This window comes from Phenylobacterium sp. LjRoot219 (assembly GCF_964252995.1).
Lineage (GTDB): Bacteria > Pseudomonadota > Alphaproteobacteria > Caulobacterales > Caulobacteraceae > Phenylobacterium.
In genome coordinates this window covers 2,431,943-2,451,780 of record NZ_CAXUQI020000001.1, presented here as the reverse complement: position 1 = coordinate 2,451,780, position 19,838 = coordinate 2,431,943, and the positions used below count along the sequence as shown (strand labels likewise).

Annotated in this window: 17 protein-coding genes; 8 read left to right on the top strand and 9 right to left on the bottom strand. The window is 69.2% G+C overall.

Annotated elements, in window-relative coordinates:
- Positions 1 to 138 precede the first annotated feature (138 nt).
- Positions 139 to 1,080, top strand: coding sequence for a glycosyltransferase family 2 protein (locus tag ACSQ14_RS12055; protein WP_436013008.1), 942 nt, complete (start codon positions 139 to 141; stop codon positions 1,078 to 1,080).
- A gap of 138 nt (positions 1,081 to 1,218) precedes the next feature.
- Here ACSQ14_RS12055 and ACSQ14_RS12050 read toward each other — a convergent pair whose 3' ends face one another.
- A complete protein-coding gene (locus tag ACSQ14_RS12050) occupies positions 1,219 to 2,631 on the bottom strand; it encodes a TIGR03013 family XrtA/PEP-CTERM system glycosyltransferase (protein ID WP_436013006.1) in 1,413 nt (470 codons plus the stop codon).
- A gap of 234 nt (positions 2,632 to 2,865) precedes the next feature.
- Here ACSQ14_RS12050 and ACSQ14_RS12045 point away from each other — a divergent pair, with 234 nt between their 5' ends.
- Together ACSQ14_RS12045 and ACSQ14_RS12040 are read left to right on the top strand one after the other, a co-directional pair.
- A complete protein-coding gene (locus ACSQ14_RS12045; RefSeq protein WP_436013004.1) occupies positions 2,866 to 4,116 on the top strand; it encodes a glycosyltransferase family 4 protein in 1,251 nt (416 codons plus the stop codon).
- Positions 4,117 to 4,244: 128 nt separating this feature from the next.
- Positions 4,245 to 4,415, top strand: a complete 171-nt coding sequence (locus tag ACSQ14_RS12040; protein WP_436013002.1) for a hypothetical protein — start codon at positions 4,245 to 4,247, stop codon at positions 4,413 to 4,415.
- 24 nt (positions 4,416 to 4,439) lie between these two features.
- Here the strand turns inward: ACSQ14_RS12040 and asnB are convergent, their stop codons facing one another.
- On the bottom strand, positions 4,440 to 6,395 hold the full coding sequence (asnB, locus tag ACSQ14_RS12035; RefSeq protein ID WP_436013000.1) for an asparagine synthase (glutamine-hydrolyzing): 1,956 nt from the start codon (positions 6,393 to 6,395) through the stop codon (positions 4,440 to 4,442).
- A 97-nt stretch (positions 6,396 to 6,492) separates the two neighbouring features.
- On the opposite strand from asnB, the gene ACSQ14_RS12030 reads away from it, so the two are divergent.
- Positions 6,493 to 7,710, top strand: coding sequence for a TIGR03087 family PEP-CTERM/XrtA system glycosyltransferase (locus ACSQ14_RS12030; protein WP_436012998.1), 1,218 nt, complete (start codon positions 6,493 to 6,495; stop codon positions 7,708 to 7,710).
- Here the strand turns inward: ACSQ14_RS12030 and ACSQ14_RS12025 are convergent.
- The 6 genes from ACSQ14_RS12025 to ACSQ14_RS12000 all read right to left on the bottom strand — a co-directional run bounded on the left by ACSQ14_RS12025 (position 7,690) and on the right by ACSQ14_RS12000 (position 14,126).
- A complete protein-coding gene (locus ACSQ14_RS12025) occupies positions 7,690 to 8,703 on the bottom strand; it encodes a FemAB family XrtA/PEP-CTERM system-associated protein (RefSeq protein WP_436012996.1) in 1,014 nt (337 codons plus the stop codon). The genes ACSQ14_RS12030 and ACSQ14_RS12025 overlap by 21 nt on opposite strands.
- A complete protein-coding gene (locus tag ACSQ14_RS12020; protein WP_436012994.1) occupies positions 8,700 to 9,590 on the bottom strand; it encodes an XrtA system polysaccharide deacetylase in 891 nt (296 codons plus the stop codon). Before ACSQ14_RS12020 ends, ACSQ14_RS12025 begins: the two co-directional genes overlap by 4 nt.
- 19 nt (positions 9,591 to 9,609) lie before the next feature.
- Positions 9,610 to 11,193, bottom strand: coding sequence for a TIGR03016 family PEP-CTERM system-associated outer membrane protein (locus ACSQ14_RS12015; protein ID WP_436012992.1), 1,584 nt, complete (start codon positions 11,191 to 11,193; stop codon positions 9,610 to 9,612).
- A gap of 25 nt (positions 11,194 to 11,218) precedes the next feature.
- Positions 11,219 to 12,037, bottom strand: a complete 819-nt coding sequence (locus ACSQ14_RS12010; protein ID WP_436012990.1) for a chromosome partitioning protein — start codon at positions 12,035 to 12,037, stop codon at positions 11,219 to 11,221.
- Positions 12,034 to 13,446: a hypothetical protein gene (locus ACSQ14_RS12005; protein ID WP_436012988.1), complete on the bottom strand. Its 1,413-nt coding sequence runs from the start codon at positions 13,444 to 13,446 to the stop codon at positions 12,034 to 12,036. The genes ACSQ14_RS12010 and ACSQ14_RS12005 overlap by 4 nt, the downstream gene beginning before the upstream one ends.
- A gap of 74 nt (positions 13,447 to 13,520) precedes the next feature.
- A complete protein-coding gene (locus tag ACSQ14_RS12000; protein WP_436012986.1) occupies positions 13,521 to 14,126 on the bottom strand; it encodes an XrtA/PEP-CTERM system exopolysaccharide export protein in 606 nt (201 codons plus the stop codon).
- Between the two features lie 177 nt (positions 14,127 to 14,303).
- Here ACSQ14_RS12000 and ACSQ14_RS11995 point away from each other — a divergent pair, with 177 nt between their 5' ends.
- The 3 genes from ACSQ14_RS11995 (at position 14,304) to ACSQ14_RS11985 (ending at position 15,743) form a co-directional block, all read left to right on the top strand.
- Entirely contained in the window at positions 14,304 to 15,230 is a 927-nt protein-coding gene (locus tag ACSQ14_RS11995; RefSeq protein WP_436012984.1) for a hypothetical protein, read from the top strand.
- A gap of 98 nt (positions 15,231 to 15,328) precedes the next feature.
- Positions 15,329 to 15,514 carry a hypothetical protein gene (locus ACSQ14_RS11990; protein WP_436012982.1) on the top strand — a complete coding sequence of 62 codons (186 nt, stop codon included), beginning with the start codon at positions 15,329 to 15,331 and terminating at the stop codon, positions 15,512 to 15,514.
- A gap of 55 nt (positions 15,515 to 15,569) precedes the next feature.
- Positions 15,570 to 15,743: a hypothetical protein gene (locus ACSQ14_RS11985; protein ID WP_436012980.1), complete on the top strand. Its 174-nt coding sequence runs from the start codon at positions 15,570 to 15,572 to the stop codon at positions 15,741 to 15,743.
- 55 nt (positions 15,744 to 15,798) lie between these two features.
- Here the strand turns inward: ACSQ14_RS11985 and ACSQ14_RS11980 are convergent, their stop codons facing one another.
- A complete protein-coding gene (locus ACSQ14_RS11980; protein ID WP_436012978.1) occupies positions 15,799 to 17,241 on the bottom strand; it encodes a hypothetical protein in 1,443 nt (480 codons plus the stop codon).
- Positions 17,242 to 17,692: 451 nt separating this feature from the next.
- On the opposite strand from ACSQ14_RS11980, the gene ACSQ14_RS11975 reads away from it, so the two are divergent.
- Positions 17,693 to 19,246, top strand: coding sequence for a right-handed parallel beta-helix repeat-containing protein (locus ACSQ14_RS11975; RefSeq protein ID WP_436012976.1), 1,554 nt, complete (start codon positions 17,693 to 17,695; stop codon positions 19,244 to 19,246).
- Positions 19,247 to 19,838: the final 592 nt, after the last annotated feature.

Here is a 19,838-nt window from a genome sequence, read left to right as displayed (position 1 = left end):
GTGATCTGCGCCCATCTCGACCCCAGGGTCCGGCCGCGGGCCGTCCGGCGAAAGAGCAAATGGTAGGGAAGCGGCCTGGGAGAGTGTCTTTCTAGGCTCGAGCCCCCGAATTTAGTCGGGGCCCTGGTGGAGGGTCTGTTGGGACGCGCGATCCTCGAGCGGCCGCTGGTGTCGGTGATCGTGCCGGCCTACGGCGTCGCCGGCCTGCTGGGCGAAGCGCTGGCCTCGCTGCAGGCGCAGACCTGGCCGCATTGGGAGGCGATCGTCGTCGACGACGGCGCGCCGGATGACGTCGCCGGCGCGTTCGCGCCGTTCGCCGCCGACCCGCGGTTCCGCCTGCTGCGGACCGACAACGGCGGCCTGGCCACCGCGCGCAACCGCGGGGTCGCTGCGTCGCGCGCGCCGTACGTCGCGCTGCTCGACGGCGACGACCTCTACGAGCCGGACTATCTCGAGCGCATGGTCGCCGCCTTGCAGGCCGACCATGGCCTCGGCTTCGTCAGCTGCGACGCGACGATGTTCGGCGTGCGGCTCTACGCCGGCCAGCGCTATTCGGAGCGCTACCCCATGGCCGGCCCGGTGACGCTGGAGCGCGTGCTGGGCCGCGAGGTGCAGGTGTTCGTCGCCGCGACGATCCGCCGATGCGCGTTGGAGCAGGTCGGCGGCTTCGACGGCGCTCTGCGCTCAGTCGAGGATCTCGACCTTTGGATCCGGCTGCTGGCGGCGGGCTGGGGCGGGGCGATCGTGCCGCAGCCCCTGGTGCGCTACCGCCGCCGCGCGGGGTCGCTGTCGACCGACGACCGCGGGATGCTGACCGCGGCGTGCGTCGTCTACCGCAAGGCCTGCCAGGCCCTGCAGGGACGCCCGGAGGCCGCGACCGCCGCCCGAACCCTGGCGACCTACGAGCAGCAACTGCGCTACCTCGAGGGCCAGCAGGCGATCCTTGATGGCGACGTGGAGCGCGGCCTGGCGCTGCTCGCCGGGGCCGAGCAGCGCTCGCGCCGCTGGCGGCTCGTGCTGCCGATCATGCGCCGGGCGCCCTGGCTGGCCCCGCTGATGCTGAGGCTGCGGGCCTCGTAGGCGCTCTGCTTTTCAGTATTCGTCATCCCGCACGGCCTTTGGCCGATCCGGGACCGAGGAGCTGTGGCGCCGCCCCTGGGTACCGGCTCTCCGCTTCGCGGCGGCCGGGATGACGAGGAAGAGGGATCGCGCCGACGGCTATCGGGCGCCGTGGGCGAACAGGATCACCCGCACCGTCTGGACCAGGATGGCGACGTCGAGCAGCAGGTCGTTCTTCTTCAGGTAGTAGAGGTCGTAGGCGAGCTTGCGCTTCGCGTCGTCGACAGAGGCACCATAGGGATAGTTCACCTGCGCCCAGCCGGTGATCCCCGGCCGCACGCGGTGGCGCAGGTCGTAGTAGGGGATCTGCTGCTTCAGCTGTTCGACGAAGAACGGGCGCTCCGGCCGCGGGCCGATGAAACTCATGTCGCCGACCAGCACGTTGAGGATCTGTGGCACCTCGTCCAGCCGCACCTTGCGGATGAAGCGCCCGATGCGGGTGACGCGGTCGTCGGAGGTGTTGGCCCACTGGGGCACCCCGTCGCGCTCGGCGTCGGAGCGCATGCTGCGGAACTTCCACACCTTGAATACCTTGCCGTTCAGGCCGACCCGCTCCTGGCGGTAGAAGATCGGCCCGGGGCTCTCCAGACGGATGCCCAGCGCGACCAGCACGCCGAGCGGCAGGATGAACAACAGGAAGGCCAGGCTGATGGCGACGTCGGTGATGCGCTTGTACATCCGGTGGCGCTGATCGAAGGCGAAGCCGCCGGAGAAGGTCAGCCAGCCCGGCCCGGCGTGCGCGAAGTCGATCTGGCCGGCCTCGCGCTCCCAGAAGGTCAGGGCGTCGACCACGCCGATGCCCCGCAGGCGGCACTCCAGCAATTCGTCCACCGGCAGGCCGCGGCGGTCCTCGACCGCCACCACGATCTCCTCGGCCTTGACGCCTTCGGCGACCGCGTGGAGCGGCAGCAGCTGCAGCTGCAGGCGCGCCTGCTTCAGCGTCAGGTTGCCGAAGGTCGCCGCCAGCGCTGGCGCGCGCCAGGTCTTGATCTGCTGCACCAGCCGGAAATGGCTGTGGCCGGGGCCGTCGATGAAGGCGGTGATCGCGTCGGCCATCTCGCCGTCGCCGTAGACGATGATACGCTTGCGCAGGAAGGCCAGGCCGGGGCCCCAGACCAGCGGCAGCCGCAACAGCGCCAGCACCAGCAACAGCGCGGCCAGCGCCACGAGCGCCTCGACCATGCGCCAGCCGAGCGTCGCCGACGCTGTGAAGGCCAGGCCGGCGACCGCCGCCAGCATGACGAACTGCGCCGCCAGCACGAACCGCTTCAGGAAGACGCGGAAGTCCCGGGTGGCGTCGTTGTTGTAGACGCCGATCGACATGGTGGTGAGCAGGAATACCCCGGTCAGCGCCGCCGACTGGTGAAACTGCAGCTCCAACGGCGGCCGGTATCCGCAGCCGGCGCAGTTCGCGCCAAGGCTCAACGCCCACAGCAACAGGATGAACAACGCGCCGTCAAGCGCGACAAACAGGGCGAACGTCCGCCCGACATGGTGGCCAAACAGCTTCACCTGACGCTGCTCCTCAGGACCTCGACGCTGCCTTTGAAGGGGAGCGCTAATCGTTGAGGGCATTTTCACGTGTCTCGGCGGAGCTGGTCATATCGTATGATCGTTCGCCTGGGCGATCCGCGGCGAAAGGGCGGTTCGCAGGTCGAGGGACCAACATCCGTTAACGCGGCGGGGCGCCGCACCGGCCAAACTTTACGTACTGCGCAGTTCTTCCGCCCCTCGCCGGAGTTCCTGATGGTGCGTGTCCTGGTTTTCTCGACCCTCTATCCGAACGCCGCGCAGCCCAACCACGGGGTGTTCGTCGAGAACCGGCTGCTGCACACCCTGGAGCTTGGCGGGATCGAGGCGACGGTGATCGCGCCGACGCCGTATTTTCCGAGCTCGAACAAGATCTTCGGCCGGTACGCCGCCTTCGCCGCGGCGCCGCGGCGCGAGGAGCGCCACGGGCTGGAGGTGCTGCACCCGCGCTATCTGGTGGTCCCGAGGATTGGCACGGCCTGGACGCCGGACTCCCTGTTCCGCGCCGGCCTGCGGGCCGCCCGGGCGCTGCAGGCGGCGGGCAAGAGCTTCGACGTGATCGACGCCCACTACTTCTATCCCGATGGCGTGGCCGCGGCCCGGCTGGGCCAGGAGCTCAAGCTGCCGGTGGTGATCACCGGACGCGGCAGCGACCTGACCCTGCTTCCCGAGACGCCGCAGGCGCGCGCGCTGATCCACTGGGCGGCGCAGGAAGCCAGCGCCCTGGTCACGGTATGCGAGGACCTGCGACGCCGGCTGCTCGGTCTGGGCGCGCCCGAGGCGCGCACCCTGGTGCTGCGCAACGGCGTCGATCTGCAGCGCTTCACCCCCGGCGACCGGCAGGCGGCGCGCGCCGGGCTCGGGGTCGACGGCTTCGTCCTGCTGTCGGTCGGCAGCCTGATCCCGCGCAAGGGCCATGAGCTGACCATCGAGGCGCTGACCCGGCACCCGGACTGCACCTTGCTGATCGCCGGGCACGGGCCGCTGCGCGCCGAGCTCGAGGCCCTGGCGCAGCGTCTGGGCGTCGCCGACCGCGTCCGCTTCCTGGGCGAGATCCCGCACGACGCGCTGCCGACGGTCTATGCGGCGGCCGACGTCATGGTGCTGGCCTCGTCGCGCGAGGGGTGGGCCAATGTGCTGCTGGAATCGATGGCCTGCGGCACCCCGGTGCTCGCCACCGACGTGAACGGCGCGCGCGAGATCGTCCGCTCGCCGGCGGCCGGGCTGCTGGTGCGCAACCGCACCGCCGCGGCGCTGGCCGGCGTGCTGGAGAAGCTGCGCGGGAACATGCCCAGCCGCGAGGCCACCCGTCGCTATTCCGAAGGCTTCGGCTGGGAGGAGACCGCCCGGGCCAATCGGGCGCTGCTCACCGCCGTCGGCAAGGCCGGTTTCGAGCATCGCCGCTCGATCGAGAGCGTGCGCGAGGCCCGGCGACATCTTGCCACCTCGCTGGAAGGCGCCGCCTAGGCGATCATCACCGTGAAGTTGCCGCAATCGGCCGGCAACGCTACTCACGATGAAGACGCGGGATGCCAGGGACGACTCAGCGCAGGCTGTATCCCGTAGCGGGGCGGGCGTTTAAGGAAGCCGATCTGATGGGTCACGCGCGGCGACGAGACGCGGACGAGGCTCGGCCGGCGCAGCACGCCGACGCCGTCGAAACCCGCAAGGATCAGCCGCTGTCGCTCGGCCTGTCGCTGCTGATCTGGTTCGTGATGGCGGGACTGGCCTGGGCGGCCGTCGCGCTGGTGCTGCGTCTTTCCTAGAGCCATCGTAGAGGCTGGCGGCGGTCAGGCCGCGCCCAAGCCTTGAGCCATCCGCATCCGATCCGGCCGCTCAGCTGAGCTGGGCAGGGCGCGCGGCGCGGCTGTGCTGTGCGCCAGGAAGGCGTCGAACACCCACAACAGCCAAAGTGCCTTGGAGTTGTCCTGCGCGCCGCCGAGGTGGCCGCGGGCGAGGCGACGCACGGTGTCGCGGTCGATCATCCCGGACTCGACCAGGGCCGAGCTCTCGGCGAGCCCCTGCACCTGCTCGCTGAGCGGTCCGCGGAACCAGCGGGCCAGCGGCACGGTGAAGCCCTGTTTCGGGCGATAGAGCAGGTCGTGCGGCAGCCGGTCGGCCATGGCCTCCTTGAGGATGGTCTTGCCGCCGCCGGCGGCGGTGATCTTGCGCTCCGGCGGGAGGGCGAACGACCAGGCGAAGAACTCCGGATCCAGCATCGGCGAGCGCAGCTCGAGCGAATTGGCCATGCTGGCGCGGTCAACCTTGGTCAGGATGTCGCCCGGCAGATAGGTCATGACGTCGGCGTATTGCGCCCGCTGCAGCGGATCGAGCGGCGCGTCGACGTTGAACGCCTCGCGGACCGCCTCGCCGGGATCGTAGCCGCCGAGCGTCTGCTGGAAGTCGCCGGAGAGCAGCCGGGCGCGGGTCGGCTCATGCAGCGCCGAGACCATGCGGACGTAGGCGTCGGCCGGATCGAGGGAGAGCTCGCGGAACGTGGCCTTGGCACGCAGCCGCTGAGGCAGCCAGGAGCCTTGCGGATAGAGATCAGCCAGGGTTCCGAACAGACTGCGCCGCAGGCCCGCCGGGACATGGCCGCGCAGCCGCTCCTCGCGCAGATGGAAGGCGTAGCGCCGATAGCCGGCCAGCGCCTCGTCGCCGCCGTCGCCGGACAGGGCGACGGTGACGAACCGGCGCGCCTGGGCGCAGACCGCGAAGGTCGGGATCGCCGAGACGTCGCCGAACGGCTCGTCGTAGATCTCCGGCAGGCGGGGGATCAGGCTGAAGTCGTCGGGATCGAGCTGGCGCACCTCATGGTCGGCGCCGTAGCGCTCCGCGACCAGGGCGGCGTAGCGGGTCTCGTCGTAGTCGCGCTCAGCGAAGGCGATCGAGAAGGTGCGGGGAGTGCGGCAGCCGGCTTCGGTCATCAGCGCCACGACCGCGCTGGAATCCACACCGCCGGACAGCAGGGCGCCGAGCGGCACGTCGGAGATCAGCCGGCGGCCCACCGCCGCGCGCAGCCGATCGGCCAACGCCTCGGGGCCGGGATCGGGCTGGCCGAGGGTGTCGAGCAGCGTCCAGTAGCGGTGCAGCGTGGTCCCGCGTCCGCGGCGGGCGATCAGCAGGTGCCCCGGCGGCAGCTTGCGGATGGCCCGGTAGATGGTCTTCGGGTCCGGTACGTAGCCCAGCGCGAAGAAGTCGGAGACGGCGTGCGGATCGAGCTCGCGGCCGATCGCCGGGACCCGCAACAGCGATTTGATCTCCGAGCCGAACGCCAGGCCGCCGTCGTCGAGCAGGGCGTAGTGCAGCGGCTTCTTGCCGAAGCGGTCGCGGGCCAGCACCAGCGTCTCGTCGCGCGCGTCGTAGAGGGCGAGGGCGAACATGCCGTTCAGCTTCGCGAACAGCTGCTCGCGCCAGGCGCGCCAGCCGTGCAGCAGCACCTCGGTGTCGCTGCGGGTCACAAACTGCGCGCCCTTGGCCTCCAGCTCGGCCCGCAGTTCGAGGAAGTTGTAGATCTCGCCGTTGAACACGACCGTGAGGCTGCGGTCGGCGGTGCGCATCGGCTGCGCGCCGCCGGCCAGATCGATGATCGCCAGCCGGCGGTGGCCGAGCGCGACGCCGGGCTCGAGGTGCAGGCCCGCGCCGTCAGGCCCGCGATGGGCGATGACGTCGGTCATCTCCTCCAGCAACCTCGCCTCGTAGGGCCTCGATCCTTTGATGTCGAAGAGGCCCGCAATGCCGCACATGCTCGTTCCTCAAGGCTGCCCCGGTGCTCAGGTCGCTTCGACATTGCGCGCCGGTCCGCGACCTCGGCATTGTCGAAAGCGATGGAGCGCGCGCTTTATGGGGAAGGTGCTGTTTCTGGCCCACCGCGTGCCGTTCCCGCCGGACAAGGGCGACAAGATCCGCGCGTTCCACATCCTCCACCACCTGGCGGCGCGCCATGAGGTGTGGCTCGGCGCCGGCGCCGACGACCTGGCGGACCTCCGCCACGAGCCGGCGGCGCGGGCGATCTGCCAGGACGTGCACTTCGCGCCGCTGGGGCCGATCCGCCGGCGGGCCAACCTCCTGGCCGGGCTGCCGACCGGCGCGCCCTTGAGCGTCGCCCGGTTCCGCCATCCGGAGCTGGCCCGCTGGACCCGGCGGGTGCTGGCCGAGGTCCGCCCGGACATGGTCTTCGTCTTTTCCTCGGCCATGGCGCAGTACGTGGTCGGCCGCACCGCTCCGGGGACGCGGGTGATCGTCGACTTCTGCGACGCCGATGCGGAGAAGTGGCGCGCCTACGCCGCGAGCGCGCCGCCCGGCATGCGGGCGATCTACCGCCGCGAGTTCGATCGGCTGGTGAAGTTCGAGGCCGGAGCGCTCGCCGCGGCCGAGGCGGGGATTTTGATCTCCGAGACCGAGCGCGGCCTGCTGGCCGACTTCCTGCCGGCCGGCGCCCACAAGCTGCACGTGATGCCGAACGGGGTCGACGTCGACTACTTCGCGCCGATGGAGGCCGCCGCCGCGGCGCCGCTCATCGTGCTCTGCGGCCGCATGGACTATCCGCCGAACATCGACGGCGCCCGCTGGTTCGCCGAGGAGATCCTGCCGCGGGTGCGGGCCCGCCGGCCTGACGCGGTGTTCCGCATCGTCGGGGCCGCGCCGGCGCCGGCGGTGCGCGCGCTGGCCAGCCTGCCGGGGGTGGAGGTGACGGGCGCGGTGCCGGACGTGCGGCCGCACCTGGCGCAGGCCGCGGTGGTCGTGGCGCCGCTGCGGATCGCCCGCGGCATCCAGAACAAGGTGCTGGAAGGCCTGGCGGCCGGCCGGCCGGTGGTGGCCACGCCGCAGGCGCTCGACGGGATCGACGCGGTGGTCGGCCGCGACGTGCTGGCCGCCGCCGACGCAGCAAGCTTCGCCGACGCCGTCGGCCAGGTGCTGGCGGGAACGGCGCCGGCCGATCTCGGGGCCAACGGCCGGGCCTGCGTGCTGCGGCGCCACCAATGGTCGGCGCAATTGCGGGTGTTGGACGAGCTGATCGGCCGCGCCGGCGCCGGGGTCTCAGCCGAGGCTGCGGCTTAGCAGCGGCGAGATCCCGTTGGCGACCGGCAGCGGCAGCTGCTGCCAGGCCCGGATGAAGGTGGCGTAGCGCGGATTGGTCGGGTTCACGTTCGGCAGGCTGTCGGCGCCGATCAGCCGATACTGGTGGATGATCGGTCGCGGCTCGAAGCCCCAGAGGCGTTTGAACTCGTAAGGGCCGCTGCCGATCTTGCTGCGGCTGAAGTCGAAGATCGGGTAGCCGCGGGCGACCCCGTCGCGCATCAGCGTCCAGTACATCAGGTCGTTCGAGGCGGTGTCCCGCGCCTCCGCCCGCGCGCCCATGTAGTAGGGCATCACGCGGTCCTTGAAGTAGAAGCTGCAGACGCTGCTGATCGGCTGGCCGCCGTCGCCGCGCACGGTGAGGATTTCGCAGGCGCTGCCGAACACCGCGCGCAGCCGCTCGAAGTAGCGACGGGGCAGGGCCGGGGTGCCGTGCTTGTGCATGTTGCGGCAGTAGAGCTTGTAGAAATCGTCCGGCGTGGCGTCGATGGTGGTCGTCAGGCCGCTTCGGATCACCTTGCGCAGCACGGCGCGCTTGCGCCGCGGCAGCTGCAGGTAGTTGTCCTCTTCGGTGACCGCGGTCTCCCGCGCGAAATAGGCATAGAGGCCGTCCTTGGCGGACCAGCCGGGCCCGGCGCTCGGCGTGTCGCGCAGCTCGATGTAGTCGACCCCCAGCTTGCGGCCGAGGTGCTCGGCCCGATCCAGGATCTCGGCCAGGGCGTCGTCGTCGGCCGCCAGCGGGCCGCCGCCGATGCAGAAGCCGTTGGCGATCAGCGAGTGGCCGAACAGCCGGCTCTTGACCTGGGTCAGCGGCAACACCGCCCGCAACTCGCCGCCGCGCTCGACCGTCAGCGGATAGCTCTTGTGGCCGAACACCCCCTGGGTCACGTCGCGCCAGCCGGAAAGCTGGAAGATGCTGCCCTCGGGGTGGGCCCGGACGAACGCGTCCCAATCCGGGTGGAACTGCTGGCTCATCGGATCAACTCGGCGGATACGGTCGGGCGCTGCAGGTCTGGGGCGAACACCCGATCCATGCGGTCCCAGGAGAAGGCGCGGGTTAGCCGGCGCAGCCGGTCGCCGGTCTTGGACAGGTTCATGTAGTGGCGCAGGCGCGACTTCAGCGGCGCGTCGGCCACCCGCGGCTGTCCGGGGTCGACCTCCCAGGGGTGGATGTAGAAGACCGCGCGGATCCCGTCGGCCTGGTTCATCCGCGCGATGGCGGCGTGCGAGACGGGGTAGGGCAGCAGCCGGAAGTAGCCGCCGCCGCCGCAGGGCCAGTTGCGCCGGCCAAAGCGGACGGCGGCGAGCGGGATCTCGAGCAGGCCGTCGCCGTCCTCGGGCCGGTATGGCGTGCGCGGCGCGTCGCGGACGCCGTAGTTGTCGCGTACCACCGGATAGACGCTGGACGAGTAGGCATAGCCTTCCTCCGCCAGGATCCGCCAGGCCCAGGGGGTGCGCGGCCCGACGCTGAAGGTCGCGGCGCGGTAGCCGCTGACGTCGACGCCGCTGATGTCCTGCAGCAGTTGGCGGGTCTTGCGGACGTCGGCGCGGAACGCCTCGGGACTCTGGCTGTCGACCCGCGCGTGCTCGTAGCCGTGGCTGGCGAGCTCGTGGCCCGCCTCCACGATCCGCCGCACCATCGGGCGATGCCGCTCGGCGATCCAGCCGAGGGTGAAGAAGGTCGCGCTTACGCCGGCGTCGGCGAAAGTTTCGAGCAGCGCGTCGGTGTTGCGCTCGACGCGGGATTCACAACTGTCCCAGCGCGCCGGCGGAAAGGCTCCGCTTAGCGCCTGGACCTGGAAGTAATCCTCGACGTCGACAGAGAGGGCGTTGGTGATCCGATGCGGTTCAGCAGCAGACATTCAGCCCTCCTGAGCATGGTCAGAATCTCTTCTGGAGCGAGACCATCACGGCGTTCTCGTGGAAGGTGTCGCCCTCGACGAAGAATTCCTGTCCTTGCTGATATCTGTACCGGGCCTGTGCGTCGGTTGTGGAATTCAAACGATAGGCGAGGGTCGCTTCTGCGCCCCAACTGGTGCCTTCGTTGAACGCGTCGCTCTCGTAGGTGTCGGCGATATAGACCTGGGCGATCAGATCGAGGTCCGCCCGAGCGTGCCGCGTCGCGGTGAACGTGGTCGTTACCGACTTGTCGCGGGTGTCGGTATCCAGGAAGCGCTGGTCGAACCAGCCGGCCGACCAGTCGAGGCGATACGACGGCCGATCGAACACCAGGGTCATGTCGGCCTGCTTGTTGTAGGAAATCTGGTTGGCGATGTTCTGGCCGAAGCGGAACCCGGCGGTGCTCGTCGGCGCCGGCAGCAGATCACTGGTCGAGACGAAGTCGGCGAAGGCGTCGACCACCTGCAGCTGGTTGGGCGCGAGCACTTCCCAGTAGCGCGCCGTGAAGAGCAGAGTCCTGGAGATGCGCCAGTCGGCGCTGGCCGCCCAGGCCGGACGGTCATAACGGTTGCCGCCCTCGAGGCTCAGGCGCGAGTCGGCGTTGGGCCGGAGCTCGACGCCGGCGCTGAACATCGGCGCATCGATATTGACCACGCCCGTCTGGCGCACCCGCTCGTAGCCGCCGCGGGCGATCAGCCGCACCATCGGCGCGACGCGGATGTAGGCCGACTGCACCAGGCTGGTGGAGCGGTACTTGCTGTCGGTGGCGGAGAACTTGGCCGTGGAGACGGACTGCAACACCCGCCCGCGCGCTCCGGTGTCGAGCCGCGCGCCGAGCTGCAGGAAGGTGTCGTCCGCCGGCAGGTCCTCGACGTCGCTGCCGTCGGATTCCGTATAGAAGACCTGGCCGATGCGGCCGGCGGCGTACAGGTCGGCGAAGCTCCGCACCTGGGTCGTGAGTTCCGGGCCGACATAGTACAGGCCGACGCGGGCGCGGCCGGGGGCGCCGGCGCGCTCGGTGGTCGGGACGCCCAGCACGCTGACGTACTGGTCGCTGTAGCTGGCCCCGGCCTGGATCGCGAAGATGTCCTTGACGACGTCGTAGTTGATGAAGGCGTCGCTCGACAGCGTCCAGCCGCTCAGGGATGAGTTGTTGAAGTACTGGTCGTAATAGCCGAACGCCCGCAGCCAGCCGGTGGTGCGGCCGCGATCGATGTCGCCGGTTAAGCCGAGCGCGACGCGGGCGATGAAGTCCGACTTCCGGTCGTCGGAGGTCAGCTCGGCGTTGTCGGTGAAGGTGCCTTCGATGCCGATTTCCGGCTCGAAGATGATCTCCGGCCGCGCCTCACGCGGGGGCGGCGGAGCCGCCGGCATCGGCGGCGGCGGCTCGGCCACCCAGGGGGAGAGCGTGCGGTCCGAGGCGGACGGCTGGCCGGGGGGCTCGGGCTCGATGGGCTGCGCCAGGGCCGCGCTCGGGGCCAGATAGGCCCAGGCCGCGGCGCCTACGAGCGCCGTGCAGAACAGTCGCGGCTTTTGCAGTCGCGCGCCAGCAGATCGGGTGTGCATCTCGAGCCCGCCCCCCATTCCAGACTCACCAAGTCGAGTACCGGACCGGAGACTGCGACAAATCGGTCTTGTTGAACACTAGGGCGACGCGAGACTCGTCGATTGGACCGGCCTGCCGGTGAAGAAGGCCGAGACCTTCGTCCAGATCGGCACGCCGGGTCTGGCCCTTCGCGGCGACGAACAGGATCTGGCCGGCGTGGGTGGCCAGCGAGATCGTCTCGCTGCAGGAGAGGATCGAACCGGAGTCCATGATCACGACCAGATTCGGGTCGCTATCGAGCAGTTGATCGAGGAAGGAGCGCATGCGCGGCCCGGTGATCAGCTCGGGCGCGTCGATCCGCGGCCGACCCGACGGCACGGCGAACACGCCCTTGACGCTGGTCGAATAGAGGATGTCGCTGACCTCCAGCTCCTCGTCCTCGAGGTAGTCGAGCATCCCGAGCTCTTCGCTCAGCTTCATCCGCCGCGACAGTTCCGGGCTGCGCATGTCCGCGTCGATCAGCACCACGGTGGCGTTGCGCTCGAACATGAAGCTCATCGCCAGCCCGAGGGTCACCGTCGTCTTGCCCTCCTTCGGGCTGGCGCTGGTGATCAGGATGCTGCGGGCGTCGTGGCCGCTCTCGCTCGGGCCGGCCTTAATGCGCGACAGCATGTGCCGCTTGATCACCCGGAACTCCTCCCGGGTCCGCGACTCGTCGAAGTGCGGCGGATGGACCGAGCCGACCCGCTTCACGTCGCCGGGCACGGTCGGGCCGCTCGGGTGGCGTTCGGCCGACGGCGGTTGGCCGGCGGCCGGTTCGGCGCCTCTCAGGAGGAAGGTGGCGGAGAGATCTGCCCTGTTCATGACACCCTCAAGCTAGTGCTGCGGGACCCCAGGCGGGCGCGGCTCCATGAGCGGAACATGGTGGCGCGGACCGCGCCGAAGGTGCCCGGACGGGCCGCCTCCACCGTGCTCCACGCCGGCTCCCAGGCCACGGTGCCCACGACGGGCAATTGGAAGGTTTGCTCCAGCTCGCGGCGGGAGACGAAGATCCCGACCATCGCCGCGCGGAGGTAGGCGACGCCCAGGCCGGCGACGATCGCGCCGAAGGCGGCGAGCCCGAGGAACAGCCCGCGCTTCGGGCCGATCGGCAGCTCCGGCACCGTCGGCGGACGGGTGATCTGATACTTGCCGCCGCCGTCGCCGCCGAACACCGCCTCGGACACCCGCGTGCCGTGGCGCTTGGAGACCAGCTGCTGGTAGTTGATGCGCAGCACCTCGTCGCCCCGCTGCAGGTCGGCCCATTCCGCCTGCAGGGCCGGCGAGAGGGCCGGGGCGAGGGCCGCGCCCGCGGCGGCGCGCTGCGCGGCCAGGAGCCGGGCGCGGGCGGACGCCAGCTGCGGATCGCCGCCGCCGCCGGCGCGCATTGCCTGGTTCCGCTCGGCGATGGCGTCGGCCAGCTCGCGCTTGGTGGCCACCACGTCGGGATGCTGGTCGGTGTACTGGCTGCGCAGGGTCGCCAGCTTGGACTGCACCGCGGCGACCCGCTCACTGGACGGGCCGGCGGCGCTCGCCGGGCGCTGCGACAGCAGGGTGTTGTAGGTCGCGCGCGCTTCGGTCAGGTCGGCGCTTTCGCCGCCGCCCGCGCTGCCGCCGACCAGGGTCATCGCCGCGACGAACCGCGGATTGCGCTGCTGGAAGGCGGCGATCCGCGCCTTGGACTCGGCGATCATCGTCTCATAGGAGGCGATCTGCTTGTCGAGGAACTCGCCCGCGCGGCGCAGTTCGCCCTCGTTGCGGTTGACGTTGCGGCCGACGAAGTCGGTGAGCAGCAGGTGCACCACGCGCTGGGCGTAGACCGGATCGGTGGACTTCACGTGGAAGTCGAAGAAGCCGTCCTCGTCGCCCTTCAGCTCGATCTTCATCCGCAGGTTGGCGACGGCCTTGGCCATCTCCTCCTTGGGCAGAGCGGCGGTCGACGGATCCATCTTCCGGATGATGCGCTCGAGGCTGTCGTCGTTCAGCGCCGTGCGGGCGGCGACCGCAGCTCCGCCGTAACCGTCACCCACCAGCGAGACGCCTTGGGCGGCGGTGGCCACCGGCGGCGTCTTGTTGACGAAGATCTGGCCCCAGGCGTCGTAGACGTTCGGGCGCGTGAGGATGAAGGCGGCCGCGGCGAGGAACAGCAGGATGCTCGTCACCACCGCCAGCCAGCGATAGCACCAGATCTTTTTGGCTTCGTCGTAGATCAGGGCGATGATGGCGCCGGGCATGGGAACTCCTGCTGCCTCTCAAGGATGTTCAATCCGGCGGGCGCCGTCCGTGACGACGCCCCGGCTGAGATCGGTCAGAACCAGCGTTCAGGGATGCGGATGACGTCGCCTGGCTTCAGGTTGACGTTGGCCGCCATGTCGCCCGACTTGACCAGGTCGGCGAGCCGCAGCGGGTAGCTGCGGTAGGCGCCGTTCTCGTTGCGGATCAGTTGGGCCTTGTTGCCGCTGGCGAAGGTGGTCAGGCCGCCGACCTCGATCATCACGTCGAGCGCGGTGAGCCCGGAGTGATAGGCCACGGTCTTCGGCGTCACCGCCGCGCCGATCACCCGGATCGCCGAGGCGCTGGTCGGCGCCGCCACGGTCTTCACCACCACGGTGACGATCGGTTCCTGGACGTAGGCGGCCAGCGCGGTGCGCAGGTCGCCGGCCAGTTGCGTGGGCGTCTTGCCCTGCGCCTGGATGTCCTGGACCAGCGGCGTGGTGATCTTGCCGTCGGGCCGCACCGGCACGTCGGCCGAGAGCTCCGGATTCTTCCAGACGAACACCTGGAGCGTATCTCCGGGGCCGATCTGATAGTCGCTATCCGCGACCGCCGAACGCGGCGCCCCGGCAGGGCGTGGCGCAGGGGCGCCGGCAGGACTCGACTTGCTAGGCTTCTGAGCCTCCGCCAGGGCAGGCATGAGGGCGAGAGCACTCACAAGTCCGATAATGCGCAACACTCTCATGGCGAAACCCTCGTCCACCGTGGCTCATGCTTGACGGGTACGTGACCAAAGCGTCCGCCGACACATCGAATGATAAACGAGCGGTGCGAAGTGTTGGGCAGGCTACGGCAACGCTTGGTTGCGGGGATTTTGATGCTGCCGTACGCCCGACTGACGCCCGGCGCCGGGTTCCGGCCAGGCAGGTCTCTGCTCTACTACGCCCAGCGGCTCGCACCGCTGCCGGGGCTGCGCCGCGCGGTGGCCACGCTGCTTGCGGCCGGGCTGCGCTGGCTGCACGGCGAGCTCGACGGTCCGCCGCTCGACGTCCCCGGCGCCCGCGCCCTGGCGACGCTGCGCCGCGAGGGCTTGACCCGGCTGCCGCCGCTGATGACGCCGGAGGCGGTCCGGCGGATGGCGCGCTACTTCGCCGAGCGCCCGGTGATCTGCCCGGACGGGGAGCCGCGCCCCGTGGACGAGCTGCCCGCGGCGGCGGCCTGCGCGGAGTATCCGCTGCAGACGGTGCTGGAGTGTCCGGGGCTGCTGGCGCTGCTCAACGCCCCGTCGGTGCTGCGGCTGGCCGAGGCCTATCTCGGCTGCAAGCCGACCCTGTCCAGCGTCGGGGTGCGCTGGTCGTTGCCCGCCGCCGGCGCGCCGCCGCCGCGCTATCAGGGGTTCCATCGCGACGTCGACGACTGGCGGTTCCTCAAGCTGTTCATCTACCTGACGGACGTCGGGGCCGACTGCGGTCCGCATCTCTATGTCCGCGGCTCGCATCGGCGCCGGTTCGGGTTCAGCGCCCGCAAGTACGAGCTCGCCGAGATCGCCACGCGGTTCGGCGACGACAGCCTGCTCACCATCACCGGACCGGCCGGGGCGGCCTTCATCGCCGACACCCTGGGGGTTCACTGCGGCGGTCCGCCGACCGGCGGCGCGCGCCTGATGCTGCAGGCGCAGTACTCGATCCTGCCGGTGTTCGCGTTCGACTATGCGCCGCTGGAGCGCGGCGCGCGCGGCATCGACTCCTACTGCAACCGACTGTTCCTGCGGCCGGCGGCGTCGGACGCGGCCCTTCGCAATTGATCGATCCTCCGGCCTCGAGATGCGGCAGGCTCAGGGTTAAGCCGGGCCGGGTCCACCAGCGGCGCGGCCCCCCGCGGACGCGGCGAAGGAGGTCGGAGATGCGCAGGAGACTGATCGACGCGCTCGAGGACGCGATCTGGGCCGAGGGCCTGGCGGCCGAGCTGCGCAAGGCCCACGGCGCGGAGGCCGAGAGCTACTGCGACGGCCTGATCCAGACCCACACCCGACGCGATCCGGAGTGGGAGCGTCTGCAGGATGTCCGCCGGGCGCTGCGCTGGGTCTAGGCGTCGGCGTCGGCGTCGGTCGGAACGGAGCGTGAATGTGGAGGGAGGGCGCAGAATGCCTGCTGGCCCTACGGTGAATGGCGACGTCGTGGCGACGCCGGGCAAGGCGCGGCCTTACGCGGTGATCGTCCGCCTGCGTCGAGTCGTCGTCCGCCAGGAACCGGTGGAAAGCCTGGCCGAAGGCCGTCGCCTGCTGGTGCGGCTGCTGGCGGACGCCGCCATAGAATAAGGCGCGCCCCTCGCGGGACGCGCCTTTCTCTTGGGCCGGAGCCTGAGAGGCTCGTTTAGCCGAGCAGGAAGTCGGAGGTGTTGAGCCCCGCGGCGTTCTTGCCGAGCAGCGTCACCGAGGTGTCGCCCACCTCGATCACCGCGCCCTGCGAACCGTTCGAGATGTCGACCATGCTGTCGAAGTTCGCCTTCGTCACGCCCATCGAGCGCAGGTCGATATAGTCCCGCTCGCTGGTGTTGGTGTGCGTGGCGAAGCTCTGGATGCGGTCGTCGCCGGCGCCGGCTTCCATCTTGAAGGTGTCGTGGCCGCCGCCGCCGATGAGCAGGTCGTTGCCGCCGCTGCCGACCAGCCGGTCATTGCCGGTGCCGCCGTTCAGGGTGTCGTTGCCGGCCGAACCGAACAGGGTGTCGTTGCCGCCCATGCCCGACAGGCTGTCGGCGCCCGCGCCGCCTTCCTTGGTGTTGGCGGAGCTGGTGCCGGTCCAGGTGATGCCGGTGATCGGGGTCGGCTCCGGGGTCGGAGTCGGTTCCGGCGTCGGGGTCGGCTCCGGCGTGGGCTCCGTCGGCTTCGGCGGCGTGGTGCTGCTGCTCGACCAGGGGTGCGACAGGTCGAGGCTCGGCTCGCTCGACAGGGTCGTGGTGTTCTTGGCGGTGATCCCCGAGCCGCTGATCAGGGTGTTGGGATTGTAGACCTTGTTGCCGTCGAACACGCCCGGCGAACCGCTGGCGTTCCACAGCACGGTGCCCCGGCCGACCTGCTCGTTGATGATCGTGTTGCCGGTCATCGTCAGCGAGCTGCCGGAGTGGATGCTGCCTTCGGCGCCCATGGCGACGATGTTGGTGTTTCCGCTGCCCGCGCTTTGCTGGATGAAGTTGTTGGTCAGGGTCGCCTTGCCGCCGTTTGGCAGGTCGATGCTGTAGTTGGTGTCGCCGTTCTCGTCATAGATCCGCGTGTTGCTGATCTCGGTCACGTACGCCCGGCTCTTGATCTCGTGGCCATTGTTGGCGTCGTGGAACAGGCTGTCGGTGATCGTCAGCTTGCCGATCTGGTTGACGTACAGGTTGTGCGTGTAGCCGTCGCCGTAGCCGTTGTGATCGAACTCGCTGTTGCGGATGGTGATCGATCCGCTCTGCGACGCAGCGCCCAGGATGCCGTTCTGGTTGTCGTGGAAATAGCTGTTGGTGACGACCAGGTTGCCGCCCTGGTAGCGAATGCCCGCAGCGTTGTTGCTGCCGCCCGTGGCGCCGCTGAACTCGAAATGGTCGATCGTGACGTCGGTGTTGGTCACCAGCAGGCCCTTGCCGTTGGTGACGTCGCGCGTGCCGACCATCTTCACCATGCCGCCCACGCCTTGCAGGGTGATCTTGGTGTTTATTTCGATGTTCTCATTCGTGTAGGTGCCGGCTTGCACCTGAACCACGTCGCCGTCGCGCGATGCGGCCACTGCCGCCTTGATGGTGGTGTACTGCTGACCCGCACCGACCGTAAGCGTTGCCATTAACTAGTCCCGTCACTGTTGATCTGTTTTTCGCCGCCCCCGGCTGAGGTGAAAAATCGGGCCGATTGGGGCGCTGGTTGGGCAAAAACGCCCTGGCGCAGGTGATCGGGGCGTTCGGTCGCAGCCCATGACGTCGCAGGGCTGGGCAGAATGTCGCAGCGCCGCCGTATCCGTGAAATCCCGGTTGCGTCGAAGCTGTGCAGATGGGCAGCGTAGCCGTTGAGCACCCACTTTCGATGCTGTGAAGCTGCCTGCTGGCCGTTCGGAGCCGCCGGGGTGCGGCGTCGTGCCGCAAGTAGTGCGACATTTTGCATAGTAATTATCAGGTCTAACTGCGACAGAACGGCCCAAAATCCGGTTTCTCTCAGGTATTGCCACTTGAGCGCCCCAATCGGACGCAAATTCATCTCTCGCCGGACAGGCACCCCGTTAACAGCGACGAGAAGAATTCATGGCAACTCTCACGGTCGGCACTGGTCAACAGTATTCCACCATCAAGGCGGCGGTCGCCGCTTCTAAGGACGGCGATGTAGTCCAGGTGCAGGCCGGGACCTACACCAACGAATTCATTGAAGTGAACACCAAGATCACGCTGCAAGGCGTGGGCGGTATGGTGAAGCTGGAAGGCACCGAGTGGACGACCAACGACAAGGGTCTGCTGGTCACCAACACTGACGTCACCGTCGACCATTTTGAATTCACGGGCGCCACGGGCAGCGGCAACAACGCTGCGGGCATTCGCTACCAGGGCGGCAACCTGGTCGTGACCAACAGCTATTTCCACGACAACCAGAATGGCATTCTGGCGAACTCGGACCCGAGCGGTACGATCACCATCACCAACAGCGAATTCAGCCACAACGGCTACGGTGACGGTTACACGCACAACATCTACGTCAACGACGTGGCCAAGCTGACGATCGCCGACAGCTACTTCCACGACGCGGTCTACGGCCATGAGATCAAGAGCCGGGCCACGGCGACGGAGATCGTCAACAACCGCATCTTCGATAACGGCGGCGACGCCAGCTACAGCATCGACCTGCCGAACGGCGGCCAGGCCGTGATCAGCGGCAACATCATTCAGCAGGGCGCCAACAGCGCGAACCCGAACATCGTCGCCTACGGCGCCGAGGGTAACCTGCACAGCAGCAGCTCGCTGGCCATGACCGGCAACGTCATCATCAACGACATGCCCGGTCGCGGCGCGGTCCTGATGAACGCCAGCGGTTCGCCGACGACGTTCGACGGCAACTCGGTCTACGGCGTCAACCAGCTGATCAGCGGCACGGGCGTGAGCGAGAGCAACACGACCTACCTCTCGAGCGCGCCGGGCCTCGACCAGTCCTCGCCGATCGACGGCGTCAGCAGCGGCGGCGGTTCGGCCCCGGTCGCGGGTCCGGTGCAGCACGACGGCACTGCGGGCAACGACGTGCTGGCGGCCGACGCTAACGTGGCGAACCGTCTGCGCGGCTTCGAAGGTGACGACCAGATCACCGGCAACGCGAACGCGTTCAGCGACATCAACGGCAACCAGGGCCAGGACACCATCACCGGCCACTCGTCGGTCGGCGACTGGCTGCTCGGCGGCCAGGGCGACGACCTGATCAGCGCCGTCCAGTCGAGCGGTAACAACATCATCAACGGCAACATCGGCGTCGACAACATCACTGGCGGCACCGGGGCGGACATCCTGCGCGGCGGCCAGGGCGACGATCAGATCCGCGGCAGCGGCGGCGATGATTGGATTTCCGGCGACATGGGCAACAACACCGTCACCGGCGGCGCGGGCGCGGACACCTTCCACGCCACGACGAACGGCGGCGTGTCGACCGTGACCGACTTCAACGGCGCGGCTGGCGACCGGGTCCACCTCGACGCCGACGTGCAGTACCACCTCAGCCAACAAGGCGCGGACCTGCACGTGGTGCTGGACTCCGGCCAGGGCGGTGAACTGGTGCTGCAGAACACCAACACTGCGGACGGCTGGATCCTGCAGGGCTAAGCGATCGTCAGGCGCCTCCGTCGCGGTTTCGCGGCGGAGGCGCTACGACGTCGATCGCAATTTCTCTTCAGCGACGCTCGAACCGATCCGCTTGCGGATCGGTTTTTCTATGCGGGCTGCATTGTGGCCCGGCATTCCGAATGAAGATGACGCGATATGAAAGGCGAGCGTGTCGCCTTGCCTGGCGAAGTCTCGCTCGCGAGCCCCGGCCTTCGGCAGCGCGAAGACCGGGGCTTTCGCGTTGTCTGGACCTTAGCGTCCCGCAGGATTTGAGGCGCGCAGGCGCCGGCGACCTAGGCGTCCGGGGCCGGAACGCGGCCTAGAGGTCGGTCAAAAGCGGCGCGTCGACGCCATTGCGCTCAAGCCGCCTACCGGCGGCCAACTGGCCAAGATCGAACCAGCCCGCAAGATAGCCGACATAGGCGCGCATGGCCGCCTCGGCCGCGGAGGAAGCGGGCGACGGCTCGCTGGGCGAGGGCGTCGGCGCGGCGGGAGCAGGGCGAGCTTCGGGTACCATCACCAGACCCTCGGCGTTCGGATGCGCGGACCCGACGCCCGCGCGCCGACAGTGAGCGCCCGGCGCGGGCCGAGT